Source organism: Oceanicola sp. D3, from assembly GCF_006351965.1.
Lineage (GTDB): Bacteria > Pseudomonadota > Alphaproteobacteria > Rhodobacterales > Rhodobacteraceae > Vannielia.
Window position 1 is genome coordinate 1,979,067 of record NZ_CP040932.1, and the last position, 13,610, is coordinate 1,992,676.

Genomic DNA, 13,610 nt, shown 5'->3' on the forward strand with positions numbered 1-13,610 from the left:
GCACCTTGCGCGAGGTCAAGCGACGGGTGCCCCGCAAAGTGCTCCGCGCATTATGCCACGCGCCGATCATAATCAAAAATTGCATATGATGAGCCAGGCCATTAGACGGCCTTATGAACCTCACGCTTCGCCAACTTCGTTATTTCGTGGCCCTTGCCGAAACCGGCAGCTTCGTGCGTGCCGCAGAGATCGTGCATGTCTCCCAGCCCGCCCTGAGCCAGCAAATCAAGGAAATGGAGAGCCAAACAGGGCTCCGCCTTGTGGAGCGTCAGCCACGCCGCGCAGTGCTCACCCCGGCTGGCCACGAGCTTCTCACTCATGCCAAGGCGGTGCTAAACGCGATGGACGCGCTGGAACAGGCCGCCCGCTGGCAGGAGGGGCTGGGCGGTCGGCTGTCTCTGGGGGTGATTCCCACCATCGCGCCCTACCTGCTACCGGTTGCTCTGCCCCTGATCCGCTCACGCAATCTGCGGCTGGAGCTTCGCGTGCGCGAGGCCCAGACCGAGCGGGTGCTGGATGCGCTCGAAGCCGGACGCCTGGACGCGGCAGTGGTTGCGCTGCCCTCGGGGCGTGCCGGGCTTGTGGAAGAAGAGCTCTTTGAAGATCGCTTCCTGCTCGCAGGCAATTCCGCCACGCTGGCAGGGCAGGGCGCGGGCCTGCGCCCCGAGGCGCTTGATCCGGGCCGCCTAATGCTGCTTGAGGAGGGGCACTGCCTCGCCGATCAGGCGCTTGAAGTCTGCGCCCTGCGCCGCACCGATACCCGCGTCGATCTTGGTGCATCCTCCCTCGCAACCCTCTCCGGCCTCGTGGCCGAGGGGTTTGGCTTTACCTTCCTGCCAGAGCTCGCCGCCGCAGCCGAATGCGCGGCCTCCCCCAATCTCGCCCTTCGCCGCTTCGGTGCGCCCGAACCTGCCCGCCGCATCGGCCTGCTGCGCCGACGCACCGCGATGGATGACGGCTGGTTCAGCGGCCTTGCACAGATTCTGCGAGAAGCGGGGCAAACCCGGCTTGCGCAAGCCCCGGTGTGAGCCGAAGTGCGCGCCGCGTCAGGCCCTGAAATGCTTTGAAAGCTTCAGCCCCTGGCCCTGATAGTTCGAGGCAATACCAGCGCCATAAAGCTGCTCAGGCCGCTCAGCCATGCGCTCATACACCAGCCTCCCCACAACCTGCCCATGCTCCAGCACGAACGGCGCTTCATGGCAGCGCACCTCCAGCACGCCCCGCGAGCCAGCGCCGCCCGCCTCCGCGTGGCCGAATCCCGGGTCAAAGAAGCCCGCGTAATGCACCCGAAATTCTCCAACCAACGCAAGGTAGGGTGCCATCTCGGCGGCATACATCGGTGGTATCGTCACCGCCTCGCGGCTGACCAGAATATAAAACGCGCCGGGATCAAGGATGATCCGGTGCTCGTCGGTCTCGATCCGCTCCCAGAACTCCGCCGCGCGGTATTCGCCGATCCGGTCGAGGTCGATGATGCCGGTATGCGGCTTGGCGCGGTAGCCCACCAGCCCGGCCTCTCCCGGCTGCAGATCGACCGAAAAGCCGAGGCCCTCGTCGATCACCGCAGGCCCGTCCACCAGCGGCACCTCTTGGTGCAGGGCGCGCAGCGCGGCGTCATCCAGCACAGCTTGGCCCCGGCGAAAGCGCAGCTGGTTCAGCCGCATCCCGGGCCGCACCAGCACCGAAAAGCTGCGCGGGCAAATCTCGGCATAAAGTGGGCCTTCGTATCCCGCAGGCACCCTGTCAAACTCCACGCCTTCGTCGGTCACAAGTCGGGTCAGCAAATCGAGCCGCCCGGTGGAGCTCTTGGCATTGGCCACCGCAGTCAGCCCCGGCTCCAGCGCGAGGCTCTCCATCAGCGGCACAAGGTAGACGCAGCCCTTTTCCAGCACAGCCCCGTCTTCCAACGAGACCTCATGCATGCCGAACTCATCCAGACGCTCCGAAACCTTGGCACCCTTGCCCGGCAAAAAGGAGGCGCGCACCCGGTAAGCCACAGTTCCCAAACGCAAATCCAGACTAGCGGGTTGGATCTGGGCGTCACCCACTGCAGGTTCTCCGCGCAGGCTGCCCCGCGCGATCATCGCGGCAATCGCTTGTCCGGGCAGCACGCCCAAGGGCTCGTCGCTCACCTATCGCTCCCCTTCAAAGCGAACGCCCGCAACCCTTTCGGGTGCGGGCGTTCGTGAAACTGTTGGTCGGGCTAGCAGGACTTGAACCTGCGACCTTCCGTCCCCCAGACGGACGCGCTACCAGACTGCGCCATAGCCCGACGTTCGGGCTTTTTAGACGATTCTGCGTCCCATGCAAGGGGAGATCGGCAGCCCTCGTTTCTCTGCCGTCCGCTCATCCCATCCGCGCCCGCAACGCCAGCAAACGCTCGTAGAGCGGGAGGATCTGAGCCCGGTCAATGTCCGGCTCGGGCGTGGCGCTTGATGGCGGTGGCACAGGCATCTCCGTGTCAGGTGAAGCAGCGGCAGCAAAGTCTACCGGCGCGAGGGCAGGGGCGTCAGCCTCGTGCTCCACACTCTCCTCAACCGCCTCGGTCTCCTCCGGCGGCTCACGGTCTGGCACAGACCCGGCCCCAACGCCCTCAAACCGCGCATCCTCCTCGGCTGTTCCCTCTGTCTCCGCCAACGGTGGCGGTCCGGGGGTAACGGGGGGGATGGTGGTTTCGCGCCCCTCCATCGGCTTGCGAATGAAGCTGGGCAGCTCCAGCTCGTCTTCGTCGTCACCGTCCACGTCGCCGAAGATGTTGGCCTTCTGCTCTGGCGCAGCCTCCGCCTCGCCCGCATCAAGAACAAGCACTTCAGCAGCAGGCGCTGGCTCTTCGCCGGTGATATCTACCGCCTCCTCCGGCCCATCGCGCTGAATATGCACCTCCGCAGCCGGGGCGGGCTCCTCGCCCTCCATGCTGACGGCGCTATCGAATACATCGGGTTCCGGCTCCACAGCGGGCGCAGGCTCCTCGCCCGTGACATCCACGGCCTCCTCCGGCCCATCGCGCTGAATATGCACCTCGGCAGCCGGGGCGGGCTCCTCGCCCTCCCTGCTGACAGCACTGTCAAACACATCGGGCTCCGGCTCGCTGACCGCAGGTGCAGGGTCTTCTCCGGCAACCTCCACGTCAGGCGCGGGCTCCTCCGGCGCCGGGTGCACATGCACCTCAGCCTCCGTCTCCGGCACCATGGCCGCCGCAGCTTCTACGCCAGAGGCAGGGGGCTCCACCGCAGGCGCTTCGGCCCCGTCCACGGGTGGCGACAGCTCGGCCACCGCTTTCACACCGTTCTCGCGGATAAACTTCTGGGCCCCTTTGATCGTCAGCCCGTCTTCATGCAGCAGCTTGCGGATGCCGCCCAGCAATTCCATGTCGGCAGGGCGATAATAGCGCCGCCCTCCGGCCCGCTTCAGCGGTTTGACCTGCGAAAACTTGCTTTCCCAGAAGCGCAGAACATGGGTCTGCACGCCCAGCCAGTCGGCCACCTCGGAGATCGTGCGAAAGGCGTCGGGCGCTTTTCCCATGGGCTATCCCTTGCTCTGTTCCCTCATGCCAGCCTGCGTCTGCGGCAGGATTATTTGCGGTTCCCGTCGGCCACGCGATCTTTCATCAGGTGCGAAGGGCGGAAGGTGAGAACACGGCGGGGGCTGATCGGAACTTCCTGCCCGGTCTTGGGGTTGCGGCCCACACGAGCGGCCTTTTCGCGCACCGAGAAGGTGCCGAAGGACGAGATCTTCACGCTCTCACCGGCCACCAGCGCGTCTGACATATAGGCCAGAACGCTCTCTACCAGCTGCGCGCTTTCGTTTCGGCTGAGGCCCACCTCGCGAAACACCGCTTCGCTCAAGTCCATCCGCGTCAGTGTCTTGCCGGCCATGTTCAGTCCCCCGTTGGTTTCGGGAGAGGATGGGGCAGAGGAAATTCCGAGTCAATATCAGCAGGTTGGAAGGTGCTGTTTATTCACTGGATTTAGCCGGTTCACGCCCCTCGGGGCCGGCGTGTTCACAGATTGTGCCGAAACGGGCTGCGCTGTGAGCATGGAATCAAGCGAAGGCCCGCCGATGGCGGGGCCTACCAGCGCAGCACCACCGCGCCCCACGCCAGACCGCCGCCGATGGCCTCGCAGACCACAACCTGCCCCGGCTGAATCTTGCCTTCGGCCACGCCCACCGACAGCGCCAGCGGGATCGAGGCGGCAGAGGTATTGCCGTGGTCCTGCACCGTCACCACCACCTTCTCCATCGGAAGGCCCATCTTCTTGGCGGTGGCGCTGATGATCCGCAGGTTGGCCTGATGCGGCACCAGCCAGTCTACGTCTCCACCAGCCAGCCCGGCCTTATCCAGCGCGGTATGCGCGGTGGCAGCAAGCTTCTCCACCGCGTGACGGAACACCTCCTTGCCCTGCATCCGCAAAAAGCCGGTGGTGCGGGTGGCCGAGGGGCCGCCGTCAACATAGAGCAACTCGCGATAGCGCCCGTCGCTGTTGAGGTCGGTCGCCAGCACGCCGCGGTCCTCCGAGGTGCCAGCGCCTTCTTCGGCCTCCAGCACCAGCGCCCCGGCGCCATCGCCAAAGAGCACCGCTGTGGAGCGATCTTCCATGTCGAGGATGCGGCTGAAGGTTTCGGCGCCGATCACCAGCACCCGCTTGGCCTGACCACCGAGGATCAGCCCCTGCGCGTTGGACAAGGCAAAGACGAAGCCCGCGCAAACCGCCTGGATGTCAAAGGCAAAGCCGTTCTCCATGCCCAGCTCGGCCTGCACCATCGTCGCGGCAGAGGGGAAGGTGAAATCGGCCGTTGAGGTGGCGACGACGATCGCGTCGATGTCCGAAGGCTCAAGCCCGGCCTGCGCCAGTGCGGCGCGCGCGGCCTTGGCCGCCATCTGGCTCGTGGTTTCGCCCGGCGCCGCAAAGTGCCGCCGCTCAATGCCAGAACGCGAAACGATCCACTCGTTGGATGTATCCAGTCGATCCTCGAACCAAGTGTTCGGAACCACGCGGTCGGGCAGATAATGCCCGACGCCCTTTACAACGGCCCGAACCACCATGCTCTCAGCTGCCTCTTCTCATTCGTTATGCGGCGCATCCTGCCCCGCGTGGCCCACCGATGCAAGGCGTGCGGCGAGGCGCTCGGTAAAGCCCGACTGGGCCAGCTGGAAGGCCAGTTTGATCGCGGAGGAGACCCCGGTCGCATCAGCGCTGCCGTGGCTTTTTACGACCGTGCCGTTCAGCCCGAGGAAGACGCCCCCGTTCACCCGGCGCGGGTCAATCCGCTTGTTGAGCCGCTTCAGCGAGGTCAGCGCCAGCAGGGCGGCAAGGCGCGAAAGCGGGGTGTGCTTGAAGGCCTGCCGCAGCAAGTCCCCGATCAGCTTGGCGGTGCCCTCACCGGTTTTCAGCGCGATGTTGCCGGTAAACCCATCGGTGACGATCACATCAACCCGGTCACTCGGGATGTCGCCGCCCTCGACAAAGCCGACGAAGTCGAAATCGTTCTTCACCGCCGCTTCGTCGATAAGGTCGTGGGCCACCTTCAGCTCGGCGCGGCCCTTGGTCTCCTCGGTGCCGACGTTGAGCAACCCCACACGCGGGCGCGACAGCCCCATGCCGTTGCGGGCATAGCTCATGCCCATTAGCGCATATTGCAGCAAGTCCTGCTGGTCAGCGCGAATATCGGCGCCGACATCGAGCATGATGTTGAAGCCGTTGGGGTTGCGTGAGGGCCAGAGGCAGGCAATGGCGGGGCGGTTCACGCCCTCGATCTTGCGCAGCCGCAGCATGCTCACGGCCATCAGCGCGCCGGTGTTGCCGCAGCTCACAGCCACAGCGGCCTCGCCCTTTTTGACGGCCTCGATGGTCGACCACATGGAAGTGCCCTTGCCGTGGCGCATCACGTGGCTGGGCTTGTCGTCCATCTGCACAACGCCCGTCGCATCACGAATCACAACGCGCGACGCCAGCCGCCGCTTCTCGATCAGCGGGCGCAGCTCGTCAGCTGGGCCATGCAGGATGAAACCGATGTCGGGGTTCTTGTCTGCCGATTGCGCAATACCGGCCACAACGGCAGCCGGGCCGAGGTCTCCCCCCATCGCATCAACAGAAATGACAACCCGGCCCGAAAGGGCCGGGAGCATCGGAGCTTGGGTTTCGGCGGCGTCACTCATGTCCGCGCGCGCGATCCTTCACACTCAAGCAGCGTCTTCGTCGAAGTCGATCTCATCGGCCGCGGCGACAACTTCCTTGTCGGCATAGTGGCCGCAGGCACCGCACACGTGGTGCGGACGCTTGAGTTCGCCGCAGTTGGAGCACTCGGCGGGATTGTCGGCCACGAGCGCATCATGCGAACGGCGCATGTTGCGGCGCGACTTCGTGATCTTATTCTGAGGGACAGCCATGTCTCAACCTCGGGTCTGGGCAGGGCACATCATCTGCGGCCCCGGCGTCTTCGGGAATCTCGTCCGGCGCGTCATACGCCGCCCCGCAGCACCGATCAAGCGCCGATCCGCAGGGAGGCGGCAAAATACGAAAGTTTTCTTGAAAAGCAAGCCCGGAGTTTTGGTGGGCGAGCGGGCGTGGCACCCCGTTCTCAACGGCGGCACCCGGCCGATTTGGCGGCCTCACCTATCCGCCGCGAGCCAGCCGCATCAGCAAGGCCCCGCCGCCTGCCTATTCTTCCATCCGTTTCTTCAACTCGGCCAGCCCGGCAAAAGGCTTCACCTTCTCCTCGGTCATCGGCTCCGCGCCCGGCTCCGTAAACACCGCTTCTCCCAATTCCACGCCCTCGGCGCGGGGGAAGGCGGGCAGGGCAAGCGCGAGCGCCTCGCGCATCACCTCGGTCAAATCGAGCACGGCCGGCAGCGGCTCTGCCTCGTCATCCTCGCCCATCTCCGCCTCTTCCTCTTCGGGGAAGGAAAACTCGGCGAGGTAGCGGCGCACCACCTTCTCTTCGATCCGCGTCGTCACCGGCTCCAGTGTAACCACGCAGCTTTGCACAACCGTTGCACCCAGGTCCGCTTCCAGCGCCCAGTCCTGTCGGCCCATGGGCGAGAGCGTTCCGGCAAAGCGCATCTTGCGCAGGCCGAGCAGGCCCAGCCCATCAGCGATCTTCGCAAGCTCGCCTTGCTCCGGCTCCAGCGCAAATCGCGTGGGTCGCTTCACAGGCAGGTCTGAGAGGCGGATCATATCGGGATTCCCGGCCGGATCACGTGCAGAGGCCATGTGCTTCCTTTCTTGATGTAGGCACCATCCTTCTGTAAGCCGATTACCAGACAAAAGAAACTGAGGCACGAGGGGAAGATGGCGGCTTTGTCGAGGGCAGGCTCCGGCGCAGCAAGAGGGCTGGTGCTTCTGGCACTTGTGCTGTCGCTTGCGGCGTGCACGGCGCGCATGCGCAATCACGGCTACACGCCCTCCGATGCCGATCTTGCAGCGCTGCAAGTGGGGGTGGACACCCGCGAAAGCGTGATCGAGGCGGTGGGCTCGCCCGCGGGCTACGGCGTGTTGCGCGAAAGCGGCTATTACTACCTCTCCGCCCGTACCCGCACATGGGGCCCGCGCGAGCCCGAGTTTGTTGACCGTCAGCTTGTGGCAATCTCCTTCACCGAGGCTGGCCGCGTCAGCAATATTGAGCGGTTCACCCTGCGGGACGGCAATGTTGTGGCCCTGTCGCGGCGTGTGACCGTCAGCAACGTCAAGGGCGTCAGCTTCCTGCGCCAGCTGCTGGGCAACCTCGGGCGCTTCCAAGCTTCCGACTTCCTCGACTAAGCGAAATCCGCCCCAACCCGACGCATCTGCGGCAGGTTGGGGGCCGAGCCACACTCACGCGTCCGGCTCAAACTCCAGCGCCACCCCGTTGATGCAATAACGCAGCCCGGTCGGCTCCGGGCCGTCAGGAAAGACATGGCCCAGATGCGCCTCGCAGCGCGCGCAATGCACCTCGGTCCGCGTCATGAAAAACTTGCGGTCCACGCTCTCACCCACTTGGGCCCCCTCCTTGGGCGCCCAAAAGCTCGGCCAGCCGGTGCCGCTGTCAAACTTCTGACCTTGGTCAAAAAGCGGCGCGCCGCAGCAGGTGCAGGTAAAAACGCCCGGATCCTTGGGAAAGTCGTCATGGGTAAAGGCCCGCTCGGTGCCGTGCTTGCGCGTCACCTTATAGGCCAGATCGCCAAGCTGCGCCCGCCATTCCTCGTCCGTTTTCTCGATCTCGGCCATGCTCGCCCTTCCATATTCCCGTCACAACTTGCGCCTATCTTCGCGCCCAACCATATCTAGGGGCACACCCAGATTTCGCAAACACGCGAGGAGGCCGGGCAGATGAGGGCGCTGACAAAAGGCCGTTACCAGGTCCGACTGGCCGGTGAAGAAGATCTGCCTGCCATTTTCGCCCTGCGCGGCGCGGTGTTTCGTGGCGATCCCGAGGCCCCCGACGCTGATGCGTTTGATGCCCGTGCGCTGCATGTGCTGGTCGAAGACCTCAGCCAGAACAAGCTCGCCTGCTGCTTTCGCCTCCTGTCGCTCTCAGGTGGGGCCGAAATTGCCTCGGGCTATACCGCGCAGTTCTACGGCACCGCGCCGCTGGCCAGCTACGAAGGGCCGGTGCTGGAGATGGGCCGCTTTTGCATCAACCCCGATTTCCGGGGCGACCCCCATATTCTGCGCACCGCTTGGGTCGGCATGACCGACTATATCGACAGCCATGATGTGCGCTTCCTCTTCGGTTGCTCCTCGTTTCACGGCACGGATCTGTCGGAGCATCTGGATGCGCTCGCCCTGCTGCGTGCCCGCCACATCGGCCCGCCGGAGTGGCGCCCAGAGATAAAATCCGCTCAGGTGCATCGCTTTGCCGATCTGCCCGACCACACCCCCGACAAACGCCGCGCAACCCTGCAAATGCCGCCGCTTCTGCGCAGTTTCCTGATGCTCGGCGGCTGGGTTTCCGACCATGGGGTGGTGGATGAGGATCTTGGCACCTTCCACGTCTTCACCGGGCTGGAGATCGAGGCAATCCCCCCCAACCGCGCCGCAGCCTTCCGCGCCACCGTCTGATAGCCCCTCAGGCCGGGCCTCGTCCTGAAGCGCGGAACGCAAAAGAAAAGGCGCGAAGCCAAAGCCCCGCGCCCGTAGGGTGGGCAATCTGCCCACCACAGCAAAAGCCCTTAAGCCGCGACGGCCGCGTTGGCCTCTTTCAGCCAGTTCAGCACGGTTTCCGGCGAGCTCACGCCATACGGGTCTTCCCCGTGGTTGTCGCACAGCCCCGGCTCTTCAAACCACGCTTCCACCACGCCGTCCTTCACCACGGCGGCATAGCGCCACGAGCGCAGGCCGAAGCCAAGGTTGTCCTTGCGCACCAGCATCCCCATGCGGCGAGTGAACTCGCCCGAGCCATCGGGGATGACCTGCACGTTCTCCAGCCCCTGCGCCTTGGCCCATTGGTTCATCACGAAGCTGTCGTTCACGCTCATGCAGTAGATCGCATCCACACCCTCGGCGGCGAAATCGGCAAATCCATTCTCGAAACCGGGCAGCTGGTAGGTGGAGCAAGTTGGGGTGAAGGCGCCGGGCAGGGAAAACAGCACCACGCGCTTGCCGGCGAAGTAATCCGCCGTTGTCTTGTCTTCCCAGCGGAACGGGTTGGGGCCGCCCACGGCCTCGTCGCGCACGCGGGTGTGGAAGGTGACATCGGGAAGTTTCATTCCGGTTTTCATGGGCTTGCCTCGCATAGCTCGTCCGGCGCAACCCATAGCGAGAAGCAACCGGACCTGTTTCATCCGATACGCCACCCCATCGGGGCGGCACTCCTCCTCGCGCTCTGCCTAGAGCGATTCCAACGGCCCCGCAACCGCTCCACCGCAACCCATGCAGGCAACGCATGGCTTGCGCGGCGAGCGTCCCGCTGTAGACCGGGCGAGGGCGGCGCAGTAGCCTGCAACCATGCCCGTCACCTACCGCCCCGGCACCGCTGAAGACGCAACAGCCTGCGCCCGCATCATCCGCGCGTGGGGCGCAGAGGTGGATTGGATCGACCCGATGGATGCGCTGGAGCCGATGGCCGCGTTCTGGGCCGAGGTCTTTGCCGCGCACCCCACATGGGTCGCTGAGGCGGCGGGCGAGGTCATCGGGTTCTTCAACCGGGAAGGCCACCACCTCTGTGGTCTCTACGTGGCCCGCGCCGCGCGGGGCAGGGGTGTTGGCCTGCAGCTGTTGACCCTTGCCCGCGCCGGCCAAAGCCAAATGGTCGCCTGGTCCTATGAAGAGAACCGCACCGCCCGCCGCTTCTACCGCCGCGAGGGCTTTGTCGAGCTGTGTCGCGAGCGCGAGGAGGGCTCCGGGCTGATGAATGTCGAGCATCTCTGGACAAGCCCTGCCTAAGCCTCGCCCCAGCCCTGCACCCCGCGCATGGCCCCCGTTGCAGGCCCTTTCCCCGGGCCTGCCCACGCGCTATCTAGGGACCAAACGCGCCCCGAAAGGCCCGACAAGATGACCGACCAAAGCCCACCCCGCCTGCGCCACCCCGAGAAGGCGAAGAAGCCCGACAATCCCCAGCCGAAAAAACCGGCATGGATCCGGGTGAAGGCCCCGACCTCAAAGGGCTATGCCGCCACCGCCAAGATCATGCGCGAAAACCGCCTGACAACGGTGTGCGAAGAGGCGGGCTGCCCCAACGTGGGCGAATGCTGGAGCCAGGGCCACGCCACCATGATGATCATGGGCGATGTCTGCACCCGCGCCTGCACCTTCTGCAACATCGCCACCGGCAAGCCGCCCGAGGCGCTCGATGTGTTCGAGCCCGGCCGCGTGGCCGATGCGGTGAAGAAGCTGGGGCTGAACCACGTGGTCATCACCTCGGTCGACCGGGATGATATCGAAGACGGCGGCGCCGAACACTTCGCGATGACGATCCGCGCCATCCGCAAGCAGGCCCCCGGCACCACCATCGAGATCTTGACGCCCGACTTCATCCGCTGTGACCCCTCGGTGCTGGAGGTGGTCGTCGAAGCGCGCCCCGACGTCTTCAACCACAACCTCGAAACCGTGCCTGGCCTCTACCCCGAGGTCCGCCCCGGCGCCCGCTACTTCCACAGCCTGCGCCTGCTGCAACGGGTGAAGGAGCTGGACCCGACGATGTTCACCAAGTCGGGCATCATGGTCGGCCTCGGCGAAGACAAGCAGGCCGTTCACGCCGTGATGGACGATATGCGCGCTGCCGACATCGACTTTCTGACCATCGGCCAATACCTCCAGCCCACCCCCAAGCACCACGCGGTCGACCGTTTCGTGACGCCGGAAGAATTCGCCGCCTACGAGAAGGCCGCTTACGGCAAGGGCTTTCTCATGGTCTCCGCCAGCCCGCTCACCCGGTCGTCCTACCACGCCGGAGATGACTTTGCCCGCCTGCGCGAGAACCGTCTGGCCAAACTCGCCGGAGCATGACGGGCAGGGGGCTCATCGCTGCGCTCGTCGCGAGCGCCGCGCTCTTCCCTTCGCTCATCGCCCCGGTCACGGGCCAGAGCGCCCGTGCAGGTTGGGCGGTAAGCACCGATTCCGCCAAGGCCACCTGCACCGCTGCGCTGACCTCTGAGGAGGGCGCAGCACTCGCCATTCATGCCCCCGCTGTGGCAGAGGCCCGGCCAGATACCCCCGGCTTCGCGCTGCAACTCTGGCTCACCCCCAGCCTGCGCGAGCTGCTGCCGCTGCCTGATGGTGAGGTTGCGCTCGCCTTCCGCCCCGCCGGCTCCCCCGCCGTGCAGCTTGAGGGAACGCTCGCCCCCGATGCCGCCTTCTGGCGCTTCAACCACCCCTTCGCCTCCGTCCAAGATGCGGCCCGCTTCATCCTCGCCACCCGCTCGGGGCGGCTGACGCTGTTTCACCCGGAGGCCGGAGTGCTGGCCGGGTTCGACACCAAGGGCGCCGAAGAGGCGCTCGCCCTGCTGCTCGCCTGTGATCCTGCCCCGGAACCCGCCGAATGATCCGCCTGCTTACCCTTGCCGTAACGCTCGCTCTCGCCCCGGCCGCCGCATCCGCCGAGCGCTGGATGCTACACAAACGCCCCTCCGCCGCCCCGGGCGCGGGGGAATGCGCGCTTTCGGCTTTGGGCGAGAATGGCGCACGCATCGAGCTTACGATGCGCGATGCCAACCGCCGCAAATCCGATTTCAGGCTCGTGCTCTGGCTCGCCCCCGGCAGCCGCGCCACCATCCCCGTGGCCGATGGTGAAACCTTCCTCTCCTTCGCCTCCAGCGGCCAGAAGAGCACCCCGCTCACCGGCAAGCTGCGCGGCACCGGCAAACGGGGAATATTCTCGCACGACTTCCCCAGCCTCGACGCCATGCGCGCCTTCGTCACCGAAACCGCCCGCGGCCCCGTGCTCTACGTCGCCGGGCCGCATGCCACCCCGCATACCGAGCTGCTCGCCCGCTTCCATGTGTCCGAGGGCACGCGGGCGATGAATGCGCTCCTCTCCTGCAACTTCCCGATCCGGTAATACCCAATGACAGACACGCCCACCAAAGCCGCCGAACTCCTGCACTTGCGGGGCCAGACCCTCACCAAGGGCGACCCGATCGCCCCGCCGATCACGATGGCCTCCATGTATCACCTGCCTGGCGAGCCGGGCGGCGTGCCTGGCTATGGCCGCGCTGACCAGCCGACATGGGAGGCCACCGAGCACCTGCTCTCGCATCTGGAGGACGCCCCCGCGTTGCTCTTCCCCTCTGGCATGGGTGCAATCTCGGCGGCGCTCTTTGCCACGCTCCACGCGGGCGACAAGCTGCTGGTGCCCTCGGATGGCTATTACAACGTGCGCAAGCTGGCCGATCTCTTCCTGAGCGGCCTTGGAGTGGAGATCATCGAACGCCCCACAGCCGCCTTTGCCGAGGGCGGCTTCGAGGGCATTTCTGTTGTTTTTATCGAAACACCTTCCAACCCCGGCCTCGATCTGGTGGACCTTGCCGCCACCTGCGAGGCCGTGCGCGGGGCAGGGGGCATCACCGTGATCGACAACACCACGATGACCCCGCTCGGCCAACGCCCGCTGGAGCTGGGGGCCGATGTGGTCGTCGCGTCCGACACCAAGGCCCCCGGCGGACATTCCGATAACCTGATGGGCCATGTCGCCAGCCGCGATCCCGCACTGATGGAGCGGGTGCGCAGCTGGCGCACCGTTGCGGGCGGCATTCCCGGCCCCTTCGAGGCCTGGCTGCTTCACCGCAGCCTCGAAACCCTGCCGCTCCGCTTTGCAACCATGTGCGCCACAGCAAAGGCGCTGGCCCCCCGGCTCGCCGCCCACCCGGCCATCGCCCTCTGCCGTCACACCAGCCTGCCCGGCGACCCTTCGCACAATCTCGCGGCCACTCAGATGGAAACCAACGGCTTCCTCATCGGTCTCACCCTCAAAGACGCCGCAACGGCCGAGGCTTTCATCGACGGCTGCCCCTTCCTGCGCCCCGCCACCTCCTTCGGCGGCGTCCACAGCTCCGCCGAACGTCGCGCGCGCTGGGGCGATGAGGTTGCCCCCGGCTTCGTGCGGCTTTCAATCGGCTGCGAGCCGCAAGAGCCGCTTTGGGCTGCTCTGAAAGAGGCGTTGGATAGGCTCTAACGTGAGGTCGTTGCTACTGGGCG

Annotated in this window: 17 protein-coding genes and 1 tRNA gene; 8 read left to right on the forward strand and 10 right to left on the reverse strand. The window is 65.6% G+C overall.

Annotated features, from left to right (window positions below; genetic code table 11):
- Positions 1-113: 113 nt before the first annotated feature.
- Positions 114-1,028: a hydrogen peroxide-inducible genes activator gene (locus FHY55_RS10010; RefSeq protein ID WP_140014054.1), complete on the forward strand. Its 915-nt coding sequence runs from the start codon at positions 114-116 to the stop codon at positions 1,026-1,028.
- 18 nt (positions 1,029-1,046) lie between these two features.
- Here FHY55_RS10010 and FHY55_RS10015 read toward each other — a convergent pair whose 3' ends face one another.
- From FHY55_RS10015 to FHY55_RS10050, 8 genes are all read right to left on the reverse strand, one after another.
- The gene (locus FHY55_RS10015; RefSeq protein WP_140016076.1) at positions 1,047-2,084 is read right to left on the reverse strand and encodes a 2'-deoxycytidine 5'-triphosphate deaminase; all 1,038 of its coding nucleotides are present in this window, start codon (positions 2,082-2,084) and stop codon (positions 1,047-1,049) included.
- A gap of 111 nt (positions 2,085-2,195) precedes the next feature.
- Positions 2,196-2,272, reverse strand: a tRNA-Pro gene (locus tag FHY55_RS10020).
- Positions 2,273-2,346: 74 nt separating this feature from the next.
- Entirely contained in the window at positions 2,347-3,522 is a 1,176-nt protein-coding gene (locus FHY55_RS10025) for a MerR family transcriptional regulator (protein ID WP_140014055.1), read from the reverse strand.
- A 50-nt stretch (positions 3,523-3,572) separates the two neighbouring features.
- A complete protein-coding gene (gene ihfA / locus FHY55_RS10030) occupies positions 3,573-3,875 on the reverse strand; it encodes an integration host factor subunit alpha (protein ID WP_140014056.1) in 303 nt (100 codons plus the stop codon).
- 194 nt (positions 3,876-4,069) lie between these two features.
- On the reverse strand, positions 4,070-5,044 hold the full coding sequence (locus tag FHY55_RS10035) for a beta-ketoacyl-ACP synthase III (protein ID WP_140014057.1): 975 nt from the start codon (positions 5,042-5,044) through the stop codon (positions 4,070-4,072).
- Between the two features lie 18 nt (positions 5,045-5,062).
- A complete protein-coding gene (gene plsX, locus FHY55_RS10040; protein ID WP_140014058.1) occupies positions 5,063-6,157 on the reverse strand; it encodes a phosphate acyltransferase PlsX in 1,095 nt (364 codons plus the stop codon).
- A 24-nt stretch (positions 6,158-6,181) separates the two neighbouring features.
- Positions 6,182-6,388 carry a 50S ribosomal protein L32 gene (gene rpmF / locus FHY55_RS10045; protein ID WP_140014059.1) on the reverse strand — a complete coding sequence of 69 codons (207 nt, stop codon included), beginning with the start codon at positions 6,386-6,388 and terminating at the stop codon, positions 6,182-6,184.
- Positions 6,389-6,659: 271 nt separating this feature from the next.
- Positions 6,660-7,175 (reverse strand): DUF177 domain-containing protein, encoded by a 516-nt coding sequence (locus FHY55_RS10050; protein WP_254695474.1) that lies wholly within the window; start codon positions 7,173-7,175, stop codon positions 6,660-6,662.
- Positions 7,176-7,334: 159 nt separating this feature from the next.
- Here FHY55_RS10050 and FHY55_RS10055 point away from each other — a divergent pair, with 159 nt between their 5' ends.
- Positions 7,335-7,757 (forward strand): outer membrane protein assembly factor BamE, encoded by a 423-nt coding sequence (locus FHY55_RS10055; protein WP_254695475.1) that lies wholly within the window; start codon positions 7,335-7,337, stop codon positions 7,755-7,757.
- 54 nt (positions 7,758-7,811) lie between these two features.
- Here FHY55_RS10055 and msrB read toward each other — a convergent pair whose 3' ends face one another.
- Positions 7,812-8,204: a peptide-methionine (R)-S-oxide reductase MsrB gene (gene msrB, locus FHY55_RS10060; RefSeq protein WP_140014062.1), complete on the reverse strand. Its 393-nt coding sequence runs from the start codon at positions 8,202-8,204 to the stop codon at positions 7,812-7,814.
- A gap of 102 nt (positions 8,205-8,306) precedes the next feature.
- Here msrB and FHY55_RS10065 point away from each other — a divergent pair, with 102 nt between their 5' ends.
- Entirely contained in the window at positions 8,307-9,038 is a 732-nt protein-coding gene (locus FHY55_RS10065; protein ID WP_140014063.1) for a GNAT family N-acetyltransferase, read from the forward strand.
- A gap of 110 nt (positions 9,039-9,148) precedes the next feature.
- Here FHY55_RS10065 and FHY55_RS10070 read toward each other — a convergent pair whose 3' ends face one another.
- On the reverse strand, positions 9,149-9,697 hold the full coding sequence (locus FHY55_RS10070; RefSeq protein WP_140014064.1) for a peroxiredoxin: 549 nt from the start codon (positions 9,695-9,697) through the stop codon (positions 9,149-9,151).
- A gap of 226 nt (positions 9,698-9,923) precedes the next feature.
- On the opposite strand from FHY55_RS10070, the gene FHY55_RS10075 reads away from it, so the two are divergent.
- From FHY55_RS10075 to FHY55_RS10095, 5 genes are all read left to right on the forward strand, one after another.
- A complete protein-coding gene (locus tag FHY55_RS10075) occupies positions 9,924-10,361 on the forward strand; it encodes a GNAT family N-acetyltransferase (protein ID WP_140014065.1) in 438 nt (145 codons plus the stop codon).
- A gap of 108 nt (positions 10,362-10,469) precedes the next feature.
- A complete protein-coding gene (gene lipA, locus FHY55_RS10080; protein ID WP_140014066.1) occupies positions 10,470-11,423 on the forward strand; it encodes a lipoyl synthase in 954 nt (317 codons plus the stop codon).
- Complete coding sequence (locus tag FHY55_RS10085; RefSeq protein ID WP_140014067.1) at positions 11,420-11,959, forward strand: hypothetical protein; 540 nt, start codon at positions 11,420-11,422, stop codon at positions 11,957-11,959. Before lipA ends, FHY55_RS10085 begins: the two co-directional genes overlap by 4 nt.
- The gene (locus tag FHY55_RS10090) at positions 11,956-12,474 is read left to right on the forward strand and encodes a hypothetical protein (RefSeq protein WP_140014068.1); all 519 of its coding nucleotides are present in this window, start codon (positions 11,956-11,958) and stop codon (positions 12,472-12,474) included. Before FHY55_RS10085 ends, FHY55_RS10090 begins: the two co-directional genes overlap by 4 nt.
- A 6-nt stretch (positions 12,475-12,480) precedes the next feature.
- Positions 12,481-13,587, forward strand: coding sequence for a cystathionine gamma-lyase (locus FHY55_RS10095; protein ID WP_140014069.1), 1,107 nt, complete (start codon positions 12,481-12,483; stop codon positions 13,585-13,587).
- Positions 13,588-13,610 lie beyond the last annotated feature (23 nt).

Excerpts from the sequence above, each read along its gene's own strand:
- FHY55_RS10090 (WP_140014068.1), top strand. The coding sequence starts at position 11,956 with ATGATCCGCCTGCTTACCCTTGCCGTAACGCTCGCTCTCGCCCCGGCC.
- FHY55_RS10085 (WP_140014067.1), top strand. The coding sequence starts at position 11,420 with ATGACGGGCAGGGGGCTCATCGCTGCGCTCGTCGCGAGCGCCGCGCTC.
- FHY55_RS10015 (WP_140016076.1), bottom strand. The coding sequence starts at position 2,084 with ATGATCGCGCGGGGCAGCCTGCGCGGAGAACCTGCAGTGGGTGACGCC.
- FHY55_RS10025 (WP_140014055.1), bottom strand. The coding sequence starts at position 3,522 with ATGGGAAAAGCGCCCGACGCCTTTCGCACGATCTCCGAGGTGGCCGAC.
- FHY55_RS10065 (WP_140014063.1), top strand. The coding sequence starts at position 8,307 with ATGAGGGCGCTGACAAAAGGCCGTTACCAGGTCCGACTGGCCGGTGAA.
- FHY55_RS10095 (WP_140014069.1), top strand. The coding sequence starts at position 12,481 with ATGACAGACACGCCCACCAAAGCCGCCGAACTCCTGCACTTGCGGGGC.
- FHY55_RS10010 (WP_140014054.1), top strand. The coding sequence starts at position 114 with ATGAACCTCACGCTTCGCCAACTTCGTTATTTCGTGGCCCTTGCCGAA.
- rpmF (WP_140014059.1), bottom strand. The coding sequence starts at position 6,388 with ATGGCTGTCCCTCAGAATAAGATCACGAAGTCGCGCCGCAACATGCGC.
- FHY55_RS10075 (WP_140014065.1), top strand. The coding sequence starts at position 9,924 with ATGCCCGTCACCTACCGCCCCGGCACCGCTGAAGACGCAACAGCCTGC.
- FHY55_RS10035 (WP_140014057.1), bottom strand. The coding sequence starts at position 5,044 with ATGGTGGTTCGGGCCGTTGTAAAGGGCGTCGGGCATTATCTGCCCGAC.
- FHY55_RS10050 (WP_254695474.1), bottom strand. The coding sequence starts at position 7,175 with ATGATCCGCCTCTCAGACCTGCCTGTGAAGCGACCCACGCGATTTGCG.
- plsX (WP_140014058.1), bottom strand. The coding sequence starts at position 6,157 with ATGAGTGACGCCGCCGAAACCCAAGCTCCGATGCTCCCGGCCCTTTCG.
- lipA (WP_140014066.1), top strand. The coding sequence starts at position 10,470 with ATGACCGACCAAAGCCCACCCCGCCTGCGCCACCCCGAGAAGGCGAAG.
- FHY55_RS10070 (WP_140014064.1), bottom strand. The coding sequence starts at position 9,697 with ATGAAAACCGGAATGAAACTTCCCGATGTCACCTTCCACACCCGCGTG.
- msrB (WP_140014062.1), bottom strand. The coding sequence starts at position 8,204 with ATGGCCGAGATCGAGAAAACGGACGAGGAATGGCGGGCGCAGCTTGGC.
- ihfA (WP_140014056.1), bottom strand. The coding sequence starts at position 3,875 with ATGGCCGGCAAGACACTGACGCGGATGGACTTGAGCGAAGCGGTGTTT.